The following is a 17228-nucleotide window of genomic DNA, read 5'->3' as shown; positions in this document are numbered from 1 at the left end:
TGAGTGGGGGGCTCGGGCTGACGCTCACGGTTCGACGAGCGGGGAGCGACGGGCGGCGGCCTGGGGTTGTTCGGTGGGCAGATCGGAGACGGACGACTCGGCGGTGATGGCGACGGCGGCGGGGGCGGGGCGGCGGTCCTGGAGCGGCACGAAGGACGGGAGGCCCGCGGTTTCGCCGAGGAAGACATGTCGTACGACGCGTTCGGCAGCGCGTCCGTCGTCGTAGGGGCAGAAGCGTTGGCGGAAGGCGGCGCGGTGCTGGGTGGAGCGGGTGCTGCGCCATGTGCCGGTGGCGAAGATGTCGATGAGTTCGTCCTCGGTCTGTGCGACGGGTCCGGGTGGGAAGGACCTGAGGTCGAAGTAGGTGCCGCGGGCTGCCTCGTAGGCCTGCCAGTCGTCGGCGTAGATGACGATGGGGCGGTCGAGGTTGGCGTAGTCGAACATGAGCGAGGAGAAGTCGGTGACCAGCACATCGCTCGCCAAGCAGAGGGACTCGATGTGTGGGCACTTCGAGACGTCGATCAGCTGTGACGTTCCTGCATGGCCATCGATCGGCAGTGACGTTTCTGCACCTGCGAAGCGTGTGTCGTAGAAGTAGTGCGCGCGGGTCAGCACCGTGAAGCCGGGGCCGAGGGCGCGGAGCATCCGCTCCAGGTCGAGGGAGTGGCGTGGGGTGCGGCGGTAGTCGCGGTGGGTGGGGGCGTAGAGGATCGCGACGGAGTCGCGGGGGATGCCGAAGGACTGACGCAGGCGGGCGACGTCCTCGGCGGTGGCGTGCTGGTAGATGTCGTTGCGGGGGTAGCCGTATTCGAGCGTCGTGTAAGCGGCTGGAAAAACGTTTCTCCAAACGCGTGATGAATGGGGATTCGAAGAAAGCAGGTAATCCCACTTATCGGCATTGGTCATCAGCTGTGCGAAGTCCATGCCCCGTGCTGCGGCAGGCCGCTCCATCAAATCGAGACCCATGTGTTTGAGGGGAGTGCCGTGCTGGGTCTGGAGGAAGATCTGGCCGCGGCGCTTGACCAGTCTGCGGTCGAAGTTGACGTTGTTGACGAGGTACTTGGAGCGGGCGAGGGCGGTCCAGTAGGCGGCTGAGCCGGGCGTGAGGCATTTCGTGGCCGCGGGGATGCTCTCGTGGTGTCCGGGATCTGCGATCCAGGCGGTGCGGATGCCGGGCACCATTTCCCGGGCCTTCTCCTCGATGGCCGCGGGGTTGCAGCGGTAACCGCGGCCCCAGTACGCGGAGAACACGGCGTGTTTCTCGCGCAGGGGCAGGCGCAGCTGGATGCGGTAGTGGAGCCGGAGCGCCCTGGCCCTGAGCACGCGGCGCAGGGCGCCGGCAAGGCGGCGAGCGCGGCTCTGGAGGGCCCTCAGGGCCGAGAACGTGCGGAAGGTGCGGTGCGCACCCGCCCGTACCAGCGCGTGCCGGGCCTTGGAGCGCCACGTGGCAGGAGGCGCACCGGGGGTCTGGTGGCGGCGGCAGTGCGTGCGGGCCCGGCGCAGGAACGCGGCGCGGCTGCCGCGCGGGAGCCGGCCGCGCGCCGTGAACACGGTGCTGAAGTGGTCAACCATCCGTGCGAAGACGAGGGGGCGCCAGTACGCGAGTTCGGGGTGCGCCTCGAGGTGGGCGAAGACCCGGTCGTACTGCTCGAAGATCTCGAAGTGCCGAGAGCTGGAGGTGCGGGTGATGGCTCCGTGCCTGCGCTGCCGGTAGTGCACGCAGACCCGGTCGAGCACCGCGATCGACTCGGCGGTCAGCAGCACGGGATAGGTCCAGGCGACGTCCTCGTAGTAGCCCGGCGCGAAGGTGAAACCTTTCTGCTGGAGGAATGCGCGACGGTACGCCTTGTTCCAGACCACGTGGAGCACCTGCAGCAGGCTGGGCCGGTCCGCGAGTTGGAAGACGGCAGGGCCTTGTTGGGCGAGCTCGGCCGCGAAACGGTCACGAGCCGTCCTGCCGTTCCAGTACGCCCTCACGTAGTCGTAGACCAGGACATCGGGGTGGTCCGTGTCCTTGATCCGGTCAGAGATCGCCTGCAGCGCGTGCGGGGTGAGCGTGTCGTCGCTGTCCAGGAAGATGACGTACTCGCCGATGGCGCGGTCGAGGCCGACGTTCCGGGCCGGGCCGAGGCCTGCGTTCTCCGGCAGATGGACCGCGGTGACGCGCGAGTCGCGGGCCGCGAACTCGTCGACGATGGCACCGCTGCCGTCGGGTGAGCAGTCGTCGACGGCGATCAGCTCGAAGTCCGTGAACGACTGGTCCAGTACGGATTCGAGGCATGCGTGCAGATGAGCCTCCACCCCATACACGGGGACGATCACACTGAACCGAGGCAAGGTGCATCCATAGGTCGTTAACGGCATATGACGCTGAAACGACCAATAGGGTGGGTGAGTTACGCCGGATTGCGGCATACGGGGGAAGCCGGCAGAGGAAGCGGCGGGGGGACCTCGGCGCCGGCCGTGTCACCCGCAGGCGGGTACCCCGGCCAGCCGGGTCGCATCGAGGCTCGTCCGAGCGCTTCGTGAACGGAGCGCTTCGTGAAAACCGGCTTGCCGGAGGATCGATGCGATTGCTTCGTCCCCTCAATTCGCCCACTCAATCAGGAAGATCAATAGGCGAAGTCAATTCATGAGGTCAACGAGGTCGATTCGAGAAGTCAATTCACTTCTTCCTGCTTCGTTGCGGTCGTGAGTCGTGAGTCGTGAGAGTGGGAGGAATTCGATTACGCCGCCTGCTTCGCCGCGACGGCAGGCTGGTCCGCCGCCACACCCAGGCCAACGCCCTCCCGGCACACCGGACTGGCGGGTCGTGGTTTCGCCGCTCAGCGTGCCATCGCTGGGGTCGTAGATCAGGAAAACCATCGCCGCCCGAACAAATGCATGCGACGAAGTAACCGGCGAATCGTTTCTTCCTAACCCACCGGAGTGGATAGCGCTCAAGCACCGGAAACCCCCCTCGGGAAACGGAGGTTGAAGGCAGGCCGACGCTCTCGTTCCCGAAACGGAGACTGTCCATGAGCAGGTCCATCCAGTCGATCCCGGCTGCCCGGCCCGTGATCGCCGATGCCGAAATCGAAGCCGCCGTACGGGTGCTGCGCAGCGGCCGTGTAGTCCAAGGGCCCGAAGTGGCCGCATTCGAGGAGGAGTTCTCCGACCAGGTCGACGGCCGGGCCTGCATCGCTGTCAACTCCGGTACCTCCGCTCTCCAGTTGAGCCTGATGGGGCTCGGCATCGGACCGGGCGACGAGGTCGTGGTGCCGTCCTTCTCCTTCGCCGCCACGGCCAACGCCGTACGCCTGGTGGGCGCCGAGCCCGTCTTCGCGGACATCGACCTCCACACCTACTGTCTCGATCCGGTCGCCGCTGCCTCCCTGATCGGACCGCGCACCGCGGCGCTGATGCCTGTGCACCTGTACGGACACCCGGCGGCCATGGACCGGCTGATGTGGCTGGCCGAGCGCCATGGGCTCGCCGTACTGGAGGACGCCTGCCAGGCGCACGGTGCCGCGCTCCACGGCCGGCCTGTCGGAACGTTTGGGCAGGCCGGATGCTTCAGCTTCTATCCGACGAAGAACATGCACTCCCTTGAGGGCGGCATGATCACCACAGGCGACCCCCAGCTGGCCCGGGTGCTGCGACTGCTGCGCAACCAGGGCATGGAGCAGCGGTACGCGAACGAGATCGTCGGCGCCAACATGCGGATGACCGATGTCGCGGCGGCCGTCGGCCGCGAGCAGTTGAAGCAGCTTCCTGCCTGGAACGAGCGGCGGCGGGCCAACGCCAAGGTGCTCGACTCCCTCATCCAGGGGCTGGCCGTGCCGCAGGTGGCGGACGGCGCCCGGCACGTGTACCACCAGTACACGGTCCGCATTCCCGACGGCCGCCGGGACGCGGCGCAGCAGGAACTGGAGCGTAAGGGCATCGGCAGCGCGGTGTACTACCCGACGCCGATTCACCGTCTGACGCCCTACTTGGACCCGGGCCGACCGCCCCTGCCCGAGACCGACCGGGCCGCCGCCGAGGTGCTCTCGCTGCCGGTCCACCCCACCCTCACGCAGCGGGAGCTGGAGCGGGTCGCCGAGGCCGTGAGCATCGCCGGAGGTGCACGGTGAGTACGCGGACACTGCGTGTGGGGCTCATCGGACTCGGCGCGATGGGGCGCAACCACGCGCGCGTTCTGATGTCGCTCAGCGGTGTCGAGCTCGTCGGCGTCATGGATCCGGCAGGCGACCGGGCGGGTGCGGCACGCGGCGCCCCCGTCGTCGCAACGTTGCCGGAACTGCTTGCCCTCGGAGTCGACTACGCCGTGGTCGCCTGCCCCACGGCGCTGCACGAGGAAGTGGGCCTCGTGCTCGCCGAGAGCGGTGTCTGTGCTCTGATCGAGAAGCCGCTCGCGCACTCGGCTGCCGCGGCCCGACGGCTGGTCGACGCTTTCGACAGGGCCGGTCTGGTCGCCGGAGTCGGACACATCGAGCGGTTCAACCCGGCGCTCCAGAGCCTGCGTTCACGCCTGGAGGCGGGTGAACTGGGCGAGGTGTTCCAGATCGTCACCCGGCGCCAGGGACCCTTCCCGCACCGCATCGCCGACGTCGGCGTGGTCAAGGACCTGGCCACCCACGACATCGATCTCACCAGCTGGGTCACCGGGCACGACTACAACTCCGTGTCCGCGCACACCCTCTCCAAGAGCGGCAGGCCGCACGAGGACATGGTGACGGCCGTCGGCGACCTCACGGACGGCACTCTCGTCAGCCATCTCGTCAACTGGCTGAGCCCGCTCAAGGAACGATTCATCGCCGTCACCGGAGAGCGCGGCTGCTTCGTCGCGGATACTCTCAGCGCCGATCTCACCTTCCACGCCAACGGCGCGGCGACCACGGAGTGGGAGACACTGCGGGCCTTCCGTGGAGTCGCCGAGGGCGACACCACCCGGTTCGCGATCCCGAAACGGGAACCGCTGCTCGTCGAGCACGAACAGTTCCGTGACGCCGTGGAGGGCAAGGTCACGGACATCGTCACGCTCGGCCAGGGCCTCAGGACTGTCGAGGTCGCGGAGGCGGTGCTCGACTCGGCCCGGCGGAGGGCGGCCATGCCGCTGCGGAGTCCGGACCGGGCCCTTGCGGCGGTGAGACGGCGGCCGTGACAAGTCCCAACGGGGAGAGTCTTCTTCCTGCCTGCGCTCCTGGGGCGCGCGGCTCGTGGTGCTGTACAGCCTGATTCTGCTGTGCCGAGTCGTTAATTGGCTTGCCGTATGCGCCGAATTAACGACTCGGCACAGCAAGTGTATAAATATATCCCGTCGTGTCGGTGTGCGATGCGTTCTGAGTATTGGTAAATTCCCCGAGTGTCCAATGCACTCCGCTTCTATTTCGAGCAGCCAGGTGCGCGCAGCGCCGCAGTCGCTCGTATGGCGTTCGCTGTATCACTCCTGCTGGTCTTGCGTCGCCACTTGTTGACGCCGAAATTCTCTTCGGCTCAGCCGGAATCACTGTACCAGCCTGTAGGGATAGTAAAATTCATCCCCTATGACGCATTGACGGAGCCGGTTCTCTATACGTTGCTGGCTGTCGCTGTAGTGGCGGTCGCCTCTCTCTTCGTGGGGTTCTTGTCCGGCTTGGCGATGTGGGTGGCGTATTGGGCCTCCATTGTTTTGGTGTCCGTTTCGTTCTCTTTCGGGGATTTTTGGAGCCATGGCGAGTCGGCCACGTTCCTCGCAGGCCTTCCACTCCTGTTCGCCCGCCTGGGCGATGCATGGTCGCTGGACAGTCGAAAGCGGCACAATGTGCCTGCCCGTGGCCTGGCCTATGGCCTGCCGCTGCGGGGAGCGCAATTCATGCTCGCGGTCTTCTTTTTCAATGCCTTTTACTGGAAGATGAGCGTCAGCGGAATCGACTGGGCGCTCTCAGAGAATCTGCGCCACATCTTTTCGCTGCGGTTCTTGGTGATCGGTGAAACGCCTCCGTGGGTCGTTTCACTGGCGCTTGCGGAGCCGACGCTGGCACGCCTGATGGCCTTGGGGAACCTGATGGCACAGTCTGTGATGGCGCTTATGCTTCCGCTGCTGCGTTGGCGGTCGGCTCAGTTGGTCGCTGCCGGCGCATGGTTGGCCGAGACTATCGGACTGTCCACCATCATGGTTTTGTTCGGATGGGAAATGGTGCCGCTAGGAGTCCTCTTCCTTGACTTCGACCGAGGGGTTGCCCTCCACATTGCTTCTCGGCGCTGGCCACTGGTTGCGGCCATGGTCACCACTGTGGCGGTAGTTCAGACTGCAACGGCCTGGACGAAAGCGGATAGGTATCTTCTCGCGTATCCGTTCACTGCCAACACCATGTATTCGAGCCTCCATGGGCCGACTGTAAACCGCTTGCGTTTCGAGATTTCTCCGAAGGTGCCGCCCGTTTTCGATAGGCGTGTTCGAATTATTTATGCTGGAGCCATCCGTTCCACTGACCAGTGCAAGGCCTTGAACCGGGCCACTCGCATCGACGCGGAATATGCCGCGCTCTACAACCGGCATCTAACGAGGGTCGAAGTGCGTCTGGACCAGTGGAACGTAACCGCCGGAAAGGCGAGAGTTGTCTCGTCGCAGCGTGTTGCGGCGTGGCGCCCAGGGTCAATCTGTGAGCGTTGACAGCGGGGCTTTTGTGGCGAATTAGGCACGCAGATGCGGACTCGCCATATCGTATCCATCTGAAATAGGGTCAAGGTGATATGAGTTACGACCCTGAACAGCGGTTCCTGCAACTGGTGCCCGGCGGCAACGGGATTATTTACGGGATCCAGGCCGACGGCAATCTGTACTGGTACCGCCATAGGGGATGGGATTCTGGTGCCACAACCTGGGCGAACTCCGGCGAGGGCCGGCTCATCGGCACCAAGTGGCATCAGTTTCGTTATGTGCTGGCCGCCGCCGACGGGCAGATCTTCGCCTTCCGGCCGAACGGGGATCTGCTGTGGTACCGATACACCGTGACCGACATCAACACCGGCGCAGGGCGTTGGCACGGCTCGAGTGGCAGTCGGATCGGTGTCAAGTGGGACAGATTCCCTCGGCTCCTCGGTGGGTGGAACAACGTGATCTACGGAGAGGACGGCAGCGGAAGCCTGTTCTGGTATCGATACATCGGAAATGACGGCTCGTCTCGCTGGGCAGCGAATTCCGGTGCGAAGATCGGTCAGGGCTGGAACAAGTTCGGTGCTCTGTTCGCTGATCCGAACGGAGTCATTTATGGCCAAGGAGGTGGTGGCTCGCTCAACTGGTATCGCTATCTCGGCACAAACGGATCGTCGGTCTGGGCGAACAATGGCCGCCGCATCGACCTCGGCCTTCTGGGGGTCACCCAGAAACAAACCTTCTCGAACGGCTCCGGCACCGTATACACGATCAGACTGAGTACCGCCACAGTGCCGGGGCGCGATAACGAACTCACATGGAATCGTCTGCGCAACTCCGAAACCATCGACTCGAGCGGGATCGAATGGTACAACGATGGTGTCTCGATCCAGGTGGGGCGTGGCTTCAGTAGCCAGGCTTCCGCGGCGTTGCAGGGCTACCCGAGCTCGCTGTCCGTCCAGCAGGGCGCGAGTCTCGACATTCACGTCTCCACGACCTTTTCTCCGTACACCTCCTCTACTGTGCGCCTCGCTCCTGCCACCGGCAATCCTGTGCCTGTCACCCCACCGGTCACCCGAGCGGGGCAGCTTCAGTTGCTGCAGAGCGGATATCGCAGCGCGGGGTGCGGCTGGAGCTCGTCGTTTTCGGTTTCCGCCGGTGCGGACTGGACTTCCGGTGTTTACGCCTCACAACTGAAATCAGTGCCGTGGGGCGGCACACACAATGTGATGTTCGTGGTGAAGCCGACCTCGCCGCAGCAGCAGATCGCTGTCCTGCTGCCCACCAATACTTATAACGCCTACAATTTCTGGGGCGGGCACAACCAGTACACGCGTGGTCAAGTGGGCGTGCAGCGCACCATCACCTTGGCGCGTCCGAACATGGGAATGGACAAGGTCGAAACATATGTGTCGGCCACCGGACTCATCGATCACCTGCTCTACAGCGACCTGCTGCTGTTGCGCTGGATGACATCGGCGGGAATCAGTTTCGACTGCTACACCGACAATGATCTGCATACCACCGGAAACAGTTGGCTGCCGAATTATCGAGCGCTGGTGCTGATGAGCCATCCGGAGTATTTCACGGAGACCGCGCGGCAGAACGTGGTCGACTTCCAGAACGCCGGCGGTCGTATCATCTACACCGGCGGGAACGGAATCTACGAGCGGGTGCAGTACACTCCGGACGGTCAAGCCATCATTTTCCGGCGGCCCGATGGTACGCGAGATGTTTTTCGAGAGTCGGGGCAGTCCGAGACGCAGATTCTCGGCGTACGGTACTTCTCGCCATCGTTTTTTACGTTCGCGCCGTACCAGGTGCGCAATGACCACCCCTTCCTGGATGGCACGGGCCTCAGCGTGGGTAGCAATTTCGGCAGCTCTGCCTACAACGGTGCGGCCAGCGGCTGGGAAGTCGACAGGCGGGTAGGTCCGGAGCCCGGGGCGGTGCTCATCGCCGAAGGCCTCAATATGGACGGAGGGGCCGAAATGCTCTACGTGCCCAAGCCCAACGACGGCTGGGTGTTCTCGGTCGGGTCCCTGTGCTTCAACGGTGCCGTGCCGCAAGATGCCGCGATCCGGCGAATCCTGCTGAATGCGTTCACGGCGGCGGTTGCTTAGGACAGAGTGGCGTTCCTTCGCCGCTTCGCCGATGTAGAGGAGGGAAATGAAGGAGATCTCGCGTCGCACCGTATTGGTCGGCGCCGCGACGACGAGCATTACGCTGGGTCTCCCCACCCCTGCTGCCTGGGCGAAGCCCGCGGGAGGAGGGGGAAGACGGAGCCACAGCGCCTGCGGAATGCTGGGCAGTACGCAGGCCTGCGTCACGGCTCGACAGGTCCAGGACGCAACGTGCATCGAGTACGCGATCACGAACGGCGATAATGCGCCTGCAAGCTACACGGTGTCGTATCTGGATGTGGACGGAGGCCCCGAAGCACGTCCGCGCACGGTGACGGTGGAGGCGGGGGAGGTCGTTATCGGCTATTTCTACGGTGACCTCCAGCACTGCTTCACCTTGCGGGTGTGCCCGGTGGCCAGCGGTGACTGCGTGACCCTCGGGCCGGTTTGTGCCGAAACAACGTCGGGTTGGCTCTACTGAAGTCAGGGATACAGCTCGGCCCGCGTCACGCAGTGGACGCCAGATGCTCGTACGGCTCACGGTCACGGGCCGTCGTAACGGTCAACTCTGGGTGGCGGCGGGCAAGTTGCCAGGCGAGGCGCTCCGTCGATGTGTCCGTGAACACGACTCGGTCGACGCCGCTGAAGCCGATACCCCGCAGTGCGCGCCGCGAGATCCGTGCCAGCACCATGGGCCGCACGTGGTTGTAGACGGGCCAGAAGAGCCGGAGGTTGACGGCGTCGGCGACTCGACGGTGGACGCGCCGCGCCAGTCGCTCCATGCGGAGCACGGGGCCGCCGCCGGGGAGGCGGCGGGCTACTCGGCGGAGGAGGTTCAGCACGGCCAGTGGCAGTCGATACAGCACCGTCGACTGCAGCCATTTCACCGGGTGCCGTTCCTCTGCGGCCTTCACCGTGATCGCCCGGAAATGCGGAAACTTCGCAGGATCGGGGAAGGGCGGGGCCGACAGGGCCACCAGGTCCACGGCCACGCCACGCCGCACCAGATAAAGGGCATAGCTCAGCACCGGCTGCGGCACGGCCTTGGCGTGCGAGACGAGGACCACGCGGGGTCGCTTCCGCTCCATGCTGGGACCACCGTCCACGGGGTCGGTGACCGCGGTCATGACTTCCTCCTCACCAGTGCGCGCAGACGTTTTTCGAAAGGGTCCAGAACGACGTCACGTTCGTACTTGTCCGCATGCCGACGGGCTGCCAGGTGGCTCTTGAGGGAGAGGCTGCGAGCGGCCTTCGCGGCCGAGATCATCATGTCCGCCACGGCCGAAGCCTCAAGACTGTTCGCGTTGTACCAGAGGGGATAGCCCCTGAGGACCTCCTCCGCGGCGATTCCGGGTCCGTGCACCGAGACGATCGGCAGGCCGGTGGCCATGTACTCGAAGATCTTGCCGGAGGTCACGTAGCGCGCCCCGCCGGTGAGGAAGACCAGCACGTCGCTCTCCCGATAGACGTCGGCGACCTTCGTCTTGGGCACCGGCCCGCGCAGCCGCACCCCGGAGTCCCGGCCGCCGTCCGCTTCGGGGAACAGTCTTCTCTGCAGCGCGGCATCGGCGCCTCTGAAGAAGCCCAGATGGCCGTGGATGTGCAGCTCCGCATCGGTGAAGTCGGCATGCCGACGTAGCTTCCGGAAGGAGGACAGCATTTCCTCGACAGGCTGCACGCCTGTGACCGTACCGAGGAAGGAGAAACGAACCGGGCGCGGTGCGACCCGCGCGGAGAGGTCGCGCGGCGGAAGATCGAGCAGTTCGTAGTCCCAGCCGTTGGGCACCACCGTCATCCGTTCCGCGGCACTGGGATGGCGTTCCGCGTGCCAGGTGCGCATCGCCTCGTTGACGAAGACCACTTCAGCGGCGCTGCCCACGACTCGGCGCTCCCACGTGTGGATGGCATCCCCCTCGGGGCGGGCGAGCTCGTCGGTGAACTGGTTCAGCGTCCAGGAGTCCCGGTAGTCGAGCACGTATGGAACGCCGGTGAGGCGATGGAAGAGCCAAGCGGCCGCGAATGAGGAGAAGGGGTTGCCTGTGGCGACGACGACGTCGAAGCGGCGGCGCGCGTGGAGCGCGAGACCGCGTCTGAGAGCCGCGAAGGACCAGGACGCGTAGTGCTCGGGGAAGAGCCGCCGCTGTGTCCAGGTGTAGGCCTTCCGCGTGGTGTACGGAAACGTCCTGCGCAGCAGGCCGAAGTCACGCGCGTCCCGCTGCCAGACGTACTGATTCAGCGAAGGCCGCTCGACGTTGACACGCGGGTCGAGCGTGGCGAGCAGCTCATCATCCGTCGAGCCGATGACCTTGTGCAGGAAGTCCAGCGGGCTGGCGCACACCGTCACGTCCCAGTCGCGGCGCGCCAGATGGTTGGCGGTGGCCCGCGCGCGGAAGACGCCGCTGGCCCTTGACGGAGGGAAGTAGAAGGCCAGATACAACACGCGGGGCCTGCGTGCGCGAGTGGATGTCATGGGGGTCTCTCAGACGTGACGGAGGCTGTACGCCATGCGGGGAGGTGGGACGAGGGCGGCGTCGAGGAACTGCGGGGCGTATGGCATGGCCGCCGAGTCGGCCAGCACGATCAGCTCGGCCGAACTGCCGAGGACCTGTTCCTTCAGCAGACGCTGTCGTACATCGCCGCACAGCCTGCGGTATACCGGCGTGAAGATCCTGCGGTGCACGGGCAGGGCGAGCCGACGCTCGTAGGCGCGTTCCGCACGGCGTACAAACTGTCTGAGCGGACCACGTCCGAGCAGTGCGGACATGGCGCGTGGGATTCTGAAGAGCAGCAGCCACTCCAGGAGCCTGGGCGTATGGCGCAGTTCGAGCCGGGACAGCTCCACTACATCGACCCCTTGGGCGAAGGTGTCCTCCTTCCATGCTTTCCGGCTCGCCACGATCACGACGGCGTGCCCGCCGGAGGCGACGACCTCGGCGGACTCGCTGACGACGGCCCGACGGCGGGTCGCGTTGAGTGCCAGGAAAACGACTCGCATGGGTCTGGTCACCTCACATGCTGGGTGGGGGTCTGCGACGGGAGGGGGACGCGCTGGTCCGGGAACCAGTGGGCGTGATGGGCGCGGGCCACGGCTTCGTGCCCGTAACACGCCTCGAGATGGCGCCGGGCGCCCGCCAGGTCCAATTCCTGTGGGAAGCGGGCACACAGGCTCCGGTAGCCGTCGGTGATCGTCTCCGGATCGTCGTCCACATCGACGAACTGCGCGGCATCGTCCTCGATCCCTGCCAGTACCTCTTGAGGGCCCCCGCTACGGGTGACCAGGACGGGCAGTCCGGCGGCGATGGCCTCGACGACGGTCATGCCGAACGTCTCGAGCCGGCTGGGGTGCACAAGGAGGTCGTGCTCATGCATGAGGCGCAGGGCCTCGGAGGGCGGAACGGCCCCGGTGAAGGTGACCGCATCGCCCAGCCCCAGCTCCGCAGCCCGCCGCTGCAGGGGCTCACGCAGGGCGCCGTCTCCGACGAAGGTGAGCGTCAGCTCCGGGTCCTCCGCGTGGCACCGGGCGAAGGCTTCCAACAGCAGCGCCACCCCCTTGCGTTCGATCAGAAAGCCGACGAAGAGCCATCGACGCAGCCGGGTCACGGGTGTCAGGCGCGAGGGGCCGAAGGCGATGGGATTGGGGATGATGCCGATGCGGTCCGCGTGCTCGGGGAAGGCCTCCACGATGGGACGGCGCACCTTCTCACCAACGGCGAAGAACCTGGTGCAGCGTTCGAGCACTTCGCCGTACAGTTCGCGCCCCTCAGGGTGTTCCAGCACCTTGTCGATGAAGGTCGCGTGCTCGGTGACGAACACCTGGGCGTCGCGGCGTGCGTTCTCCAGCGCCACCCAGCCGCCGCGGAGTCCCACATGGGCGTGGACGACCGGAGCCTCAATCGGACGGCCGCCCAGCGCGGCGTTCAGACAGTCGCGGTAGGCCCCGGCGAGCTCGAACCAGCCCCGCCTCCGCTGGAACAGCGCCGGAACGTAGGTGAGTCGGGCGCCCGCCACGGTGGGGGCGGTGCGCGCTGTGACGGGGAGAAGACGTCGATGAGTCCGCATGACCTCGCCGTAGCCCCGTTCGGGAGAGACCCATCCGTCGCAGTGGTAAACGCTGACGCGGTCGCAACCAGGAGCCGTCGCCTCGACCATGGCTTGGACGAAGGCTCCAGCGAAAGGCTGTTCTGTGGTCGGGTACCAGGGGGTGACGACGGCCACGTCCTTGATCGGAGTCTTGCGCACTCGTTGGGGTCCTTCGCTGTGCGTCGGCCGGGGCAGGAGGAAATTTCTCTTCCGTGCCCAACGAGCTGCGATCGCTCAGGGCTGGATGGGACGGTGGAATTCCCACACAGAGGTGAATAGTTGGATGCCTTATATACCCGTTTCGGACCTTTGCTCCGATTTGATGGGGACCGTGTGGGTGCCTCTTTCGTCGTTCACGTAGCCCCCTAGCTCGGGGTTCGTTGTACCTGTTCCCGAAGTCGACTTCACGGGAGGCGAGCGGTGACACCCGACCAGGCGGACGAGGAACGGAATCGACGGGGACGGGTGGTGATGCTCGTCTGCAACGGCGTCAAGGGGGACTCCCGTGTGCAGAAGACGGCTCTCTCGGCCGCGGAAGCCGGCTGGGACGTCGTGCTCGTCGGGCAGTCGCCGGACAGGAAGATCCACCAGTGGGCCATCGGCCAGGCCCAGGTCATGCTGGTCCCGATGCCGCCCACGCTCAACCGCTCCCGGCATCCGTCCCGCCGCTCCCGGACCCGTTACTTCTTCGGATACCCGACGGGGCAGTGGGCCGAGTACCGGACGCAGAAGGTCAAGGCCTGGCGCATGGATCTCAACGTCAGGCGCTGCGTCCTGACAGTCGCCCAGCGGGATGGCGGAAGACGCGCGCTGAGGGCACGTATGGGCAGTGTCCGGCTCCTCGTACCCCGGCTGACGGCCAAGTGCCTCGGTCGCTGGGTGGCTTTCCGCAGAAGGCAGACGGACGAGTTGGTCGCATCCGGGACGCGGCGCTCGCGGTGTGACGGGCCGTTCGACCGGCTGGTCACCTTCACCTGGCGGAAGATCCTCGGCAGGCGCAGCTGGCGCGTGCTCTGGCCGTCGCTCTGGGACTTCGAATTCGCCTTCGGCCCTGTGGTCGACAAGCTGAGCCCGGATCTCATCCACGCGAACGACTTCCGGGTACTGGGCGTGGGCGCACGTGCCAAGATGCGCGCTCTGGCCAAGGGGCGCCCGGTGAAACTCGTCTGGGACGCTCACGAGTTCCTACCGGGAATCAGGGCCTGGGAGGACAACGAGCGGTGGAAGCCTGCGCACATCGACCACGAGCGTGAGTACATCCCCTGGGCCGACGCAGCTGTCACCGTCTCCGAAAGCCTGGCCGAGCTCCTGCAGAAGACGCATGCTCTACCCCGGCGGCCGGCTGTCGTACTCAACGCGCCCAGCATGAGGCCCCACACGGGAGCCAGGGACGATCCCCGGCCGTCCCTGCGTGAGCGCTGTGGACTCGGTCCCGAGGTGCCGCTGGTCGTGTACAGCGGCGCCGCATCTCCGCAGCGCGGGCTCGCCACCATGGTCGAGGCTCTGCCTAAGCTGCCCGGCGTCCATGTCGCACTGATCGTCGCCAATCCGGGATGGGGACACATCCGAGCGTTCGTCGCGCGGGCCAAGGAGCTCGGGGCCGGTGACCGGCTGCACGTGCTGGGTTACGTCGAGCACTGGGAGGTCCCGTCCTTCCTCGCCTCCGCAGACGTGGGGGTCATCCCGATCCACCACTGGCCCAACCACGAACTCGCGCTCATCACCAAGTTCTTCGAGTACTCGCACGCTCGGCTGCCGATCGTCGTCAGCGATGTGAAGACCATGGCCCGAACAGTGCGCGAGACGGGCCAGGGCGAGGTCTTCCGCGCCGAGGACGTCGACGACTACGCACGGGCCGTACGCACGGTGCTGTCCGACCCCGGGCGTTATCGGGCCGCATACGACACACCCGGCCTGCTGGATGCCTGGACATGGGAGTCGCAGGCCGACGTGCTTGACCAGGTGTACAGCGGGCTGCTCCCCGGCAGCCCCAGATTCCCGCAGCGTGCACAAGCCGATGACTGCGGCGTGCCCGTGAGGGTGACAAGCCGCTCGTGACCCCAGGGAGGAAAGCAACCATGCAGATCTGTGTCGTGGCGCTCGGAAAGATCGGGCTCCCACTGGCCGTGCAGTTCGCGGCCAAGGGCCACCGGGTCACCGGCGCCGATGTGAACGAACACGTCGTACGCCTGGTCAACGACGGAGTGGAACCCTTCCCCGGGGAGGCAGACCTCGGCGAGAGGCTGAAGGAAGCGGTGGCCGAAGGCCGGCTGCGGGCCACCACCGACACCACGGCGGCGGTTGCCGAGGCCGAGGTGGTGGTCCTCGTCGTCCCGCTGTATGTCGATGCCGAGGGCGCTCCCGACTTCTGCTGGATGGACGCGGCGACGCAGGCCGTGGGGCGCGGTTTGCGGCCCGGCACGCTCGTCTCGTACGAGACGACGCTGCCGGTCGGCACGACGCGCGAGCGCTGGGCGCCGATGCTCGAGCAGGGAAGCGGGCTGATCCCGGGCCGGGACTTCGCCCTGGTCTTCAGCCCCGAACGAGTCCTGACCGGGCGCGTCTTCGCGGATCTGCGCCGCTATCCGAAGCTCGTCGGCGGCATCGACGAGGCGTCCGCTCGCCGCGGTGCCGAGTTCTATGCGTCCGTTCTCGACTTCGACGTTCGCGATGATCTCCCGCGCCCCAACGGGGTCTGGGACCTCGGGTCGGCGGAGGCGGCAGAGCTCGCCAAGCTCGCCGAGACCACCTACCGTGATGTGAACATCGGGCTGGCGAACCAGTTCGCACGGTTCGCGGACCGCGTCGGCATCGACATCGATCTCGTGATCGACGCCTGCAACTCACAGCCGTACAGCCACATCCACCGGCCCGGAATCGCCGTCGGCGGTCACTGCATTCCCGTCTATCCGCGGATGTACCTGTGGAACGATCCGGACGCGACGGTCGTACGTGCAGCCCGTGAGGCGAACGTCGGGATGCCCGCCTACGCGGTGAGGCGTCTGGAGGAGGCTTACGGCGATTTGAACGGTGCCGGAGTGCTGGTACTGGGCGCGGCCTACCGGGGCGGAGTCAAGGAGACCGCGTTCTCCGGCGTCTTCCCGCTCGTCGAGGCGCTTCGGGCGCGCGGCGCCCAGCCGTACGTCTCCGACCCGCTGTACACCGCGGAGGAACTGACCGAGCTCGGCCTTCCGCCGCACACCGGCCAGGGCGTCACCGCGCTCGTCGTCCAGGCCGACCACGATGAGTACCACCAGCTCGGCACGGACCGGTTCCCAGACGTGCGGGTCGTGGTCGACGGACGCCGGGCCACCGACCCCGGCCGATGGGCCGGGGCCGAGGTCATCGTGCTGGGGTCGCCGTTGCCGGCATCTGGTCGGGCCTGAGGCTCGCCCGAATCCTTTCCGGCGTCCGCATCGATTGGGTGTCCCCGCACGGCCGGCGCGTGCGGGGCAGCCGACGGCAGGCGCGCCCTGGCGTCGGCTCCGGCTCGAGGAGCCGGCAACGACGTCGCGTCAGGCTCTCGTCCTGGGCGCAGGTGGTGGCGAGACCTCTGTGAGCAGGCCGTCCTTCTCGGCGTGCAGGACGCCGGTGCGCGGGCATTCCCAGATACCGGCCGGGCCCGTGAGTTCACGCAGCCGCTCTCCCGCGCGGCCCACCCAGCCGACGCGGCGCGCCGGGACACCGGCGACGAGCGCGAAGTCCGGTACGTCCCGGGTGACCACGGCACCGGCGGCGACCATCGCCCAGCGACCGATCCGGACCGGGGCCACGCAAACCGAGCGCGCGCCGAGCGAAGCACCCTCGGCGACAGTGACCCCCACGCGTTCCCAGTCACCGCCGCTCTTGAGCCGTCCTTCGGGATCGACCGAGCGCGGGCTGTGATCGTTGGTCAGCACGACCGCAGGACCGACGAAGACGCCGTCGCCGAGCTCCGCGGGCTCATAGACCAGTGCATGGTTCTGGATCTTGACTCGGTCGCCGATGCGGACACCGGGGCCGATATAGGCACCGCGCCCCACCACACAGCTCTCGCCGAGCACGGCCTGCTCACGGATCTGGGCGAGCTCCCATACGGCGGTGCCGGCGCCAAGCACGGTCGTCTCGTCGATCTGTGCCCCCGGTGCGACGCGGACCGGCGCGGGGGGCGCCTCACTGTTCTGCCTCATGTGCTGTGGAACGACGAAACAGGGACCTTAGGTGCGGCGGCTTGGCCTGTTGGCTCAAGGAGCGTTACGCATCCGTTCGGGCCTCTTCCGTATGACCGTGCCCCGTCTGGGCCATCCGGATGAAGAAAATCGGTATGCAGTGACCCATTTGATCGAGCCCGGTTCTCCGTAGAGAGCTCGTCGGCCTGTTTCTCGTCCGTCTGCAGTGATCGGGTCCTGGTCCGAGCTGGTGAGGGA

13 protein-coding genes are annotated in these 17228 nt (G+C 66.3%); 7 read left to right on the top strand and 6 right to left on the bottom strand.

Annotation, left to right across the window (positions count from 1 at the left end; translation table 11 throughout):
* Positions 1-24: 24 nt before the first annotated feature.
* Positions 25-2337: a bifunctional glycosyltransferase/CDP-glycerol:glycerophosphate glycerophosphotransferase gene (locus tag ACSMXV_RS17620; RefSeq protein WP_473178538.1), complete on the bottom strand. Its 2313-nt coding sequence runs from the start codon at positions 2335-2337 to the stop codon at positions 25-27.
* A gap of 680 nt (positions 2338-3017) precedes the next feature.
* On the opposite strand from ACSMXV_RS17620, the gene ACSMXV_RS17615 reads away from it, so the two are divergent.
* From ACSMXV_RS17615 to ACSMXV_RS17595, 5 genes are all read left to right on the top strand, one after another.
* Positions 3018-4115: a DegT/DnrJ/EryC1/StrS family aminotransferase gene (locus ACSMXV_RS17615; protein WP_473178537.1), complete on the top strand. Its 1098-nt coding sequence runs from the start codon at positions 3018-3020 to the stop codon at positions 4113-4115.
* A gap of 41 nt (positions 4116-4156) precedes the next feature.
* Positions 4157-5146, top strand: a complete 990-nt coding sequence (locus ACSMXV_RS17610) for a Gfo/Idh/MocA family protein (protein ID WP_473178973.1) — start codon at positions 4157-4159, stop codon at positions 5144-5146.
* Between the two features lie 201 nt (positions 5147-5347).
* Positions 5348-6637, top strand: a complete 1290-nt coding sequence (locus ACSMXV_RS17605) for a hypothetical protein (protein ID WP_473178536.1) — start codon at positions 5348-5350, stop codon at positions 6635-6637.
* Between the two features lie 80 nt (positions 6638-6717).
* The gene (locus ACSMXV_RS17600) at positions 6718-8742 is read left to right on the top strand and encodes a N,N-dimethylformamidase beta subunit family domain-containing protein (protein ID WP_473178535.1); all 2025 of its coding nucleotides are present in this window, start codon (positions 6718-6720) and stop codon (positions 8740-8742) included.
* 46 nt (positions 8743-8788) lie between these two features.
* Positions 8789-9223 (top strand): hypothetical protein, encoded by a 435-nt coding sequence (locus tag ACSMXV_RS17595; protein WP_473178534.1) that lies wholly within the window; start codon positions 8789-8791, stop codon positions 9221-9223.
* Positions 9224-9248: 25 nt separating this feature from the next.
* On the opposite strand, the gene ACSMXV_RS17590 is transcribed toward ACSMXV_RS17595, so the two are convergent.
* Genes ACSMXV_RS17590 through ACSMXV_RS17575 form a run of 4 tightly spaced genes read right to left on the bottom strand, consistent with a single transcriptional unit; the run spans position 9249 to position 12981 of the window.
* The gene (locus tag ACSMXV_RS17590; protein WP_473178533.1) at positions 9249-9869 is read right to left on the bottom strand and encodes a hypothetical protein; all 621 of its coding nucleotides are present in this window, start codon (positions 9867-9869) and stop codon (positions 9249-9251) included.
* Positions 9866-11212, bottom strand: coding sequence for a glycosyltransferase (locus ACSMXV_RS17585; RefSeq protein WP_473178532.1), 1347 nt, complete (start codon positions 11210-11212; stop codon positions 9866-9868). The genes ACSMXV_RS17590 and ACSMXV_RS17585 overlap by 4 nt, the downstream gene beginning before the upstream one ends.
* A 9-nt stretch (positions 11213-11221) precedes the next feature.
* Positions 11222-11737: a hypothetical protein gene (locus tag ACSMXV_RS17580; protein WP_473178531.1), complete on the bottom strand. Its 516-nt coding sequence runs from the start codon at positions 11735-11737 to the stop codon at positions 11222-11224.
* A gap of 8 nt (positions 11738-11745) precedes the next feature.
* Complete coding sequence (locus ACSMXV_RS17575; protein WP_473178530.1) at positions 11746-12981, bottom strand: glycosyltransferase; 1236 nt, start codon at positions 12979-12981, stop codon at positions 11746-11748.
* A 261-nt stretch (positions 12982-13242) separates the two neighbouring features.
* On the opposite strand from ACSMXV_RS17575, the gene ACSMXV_RS17570 reads away from it, so the two are divergent.
* Both ACSMXV_RS17570 and ACSMXV_RS17565 read left to right on the top strand, forming a co-directional pair.
* Complete coding sequence (locus ACSMXV_RS17570) at positions 13243-14880, top strand: glycosyltransferase family 4 protein (protein ID WP_473178529.1); 1638 nt, start codon at positions 13243-13245, stop codon at positions 14878-14880.
* 20 nt (positions 14881-14900) lie between these two features.
* Positions 14901-16208 (top strand): nucleotide sugar dehydrogenase, encoded by a 1308-nt coding sequence (locus ACSMXV_RS17565; RefSeq protein WP_473178528.1) that lies wholly within the window; start codon positions 14901-14903, stop codon positions 16206-16208.
* Positions 16209-16337: 129 nt separating this feature from the next.
* On the opposite strand, the gene ACSMXV_RS17560 is transcribed toward ACSMXV_RS17565, so the two are convergent.
* The gene (locus ACSMXV_RS17560; protein WP_473178527.1) at positions 16338-16991 is read right to left on the bottom strand and encodes an acyltransferase; all 654 of its coding nucleotides are present in this window, start codon (positions 16989-16991) and stop codon (positions 16338-16340) included.
* Positions 16992-17228: the final 237 nt, after the last annotated feature.

This window comes from Streptomyces sp. DSM 42067 (assembly GCF_055792885.1).
Note: the sequence above shows the minus strand (reverse complement) of the source record. Positions and strands in the feature narration are given on the sequence as shown.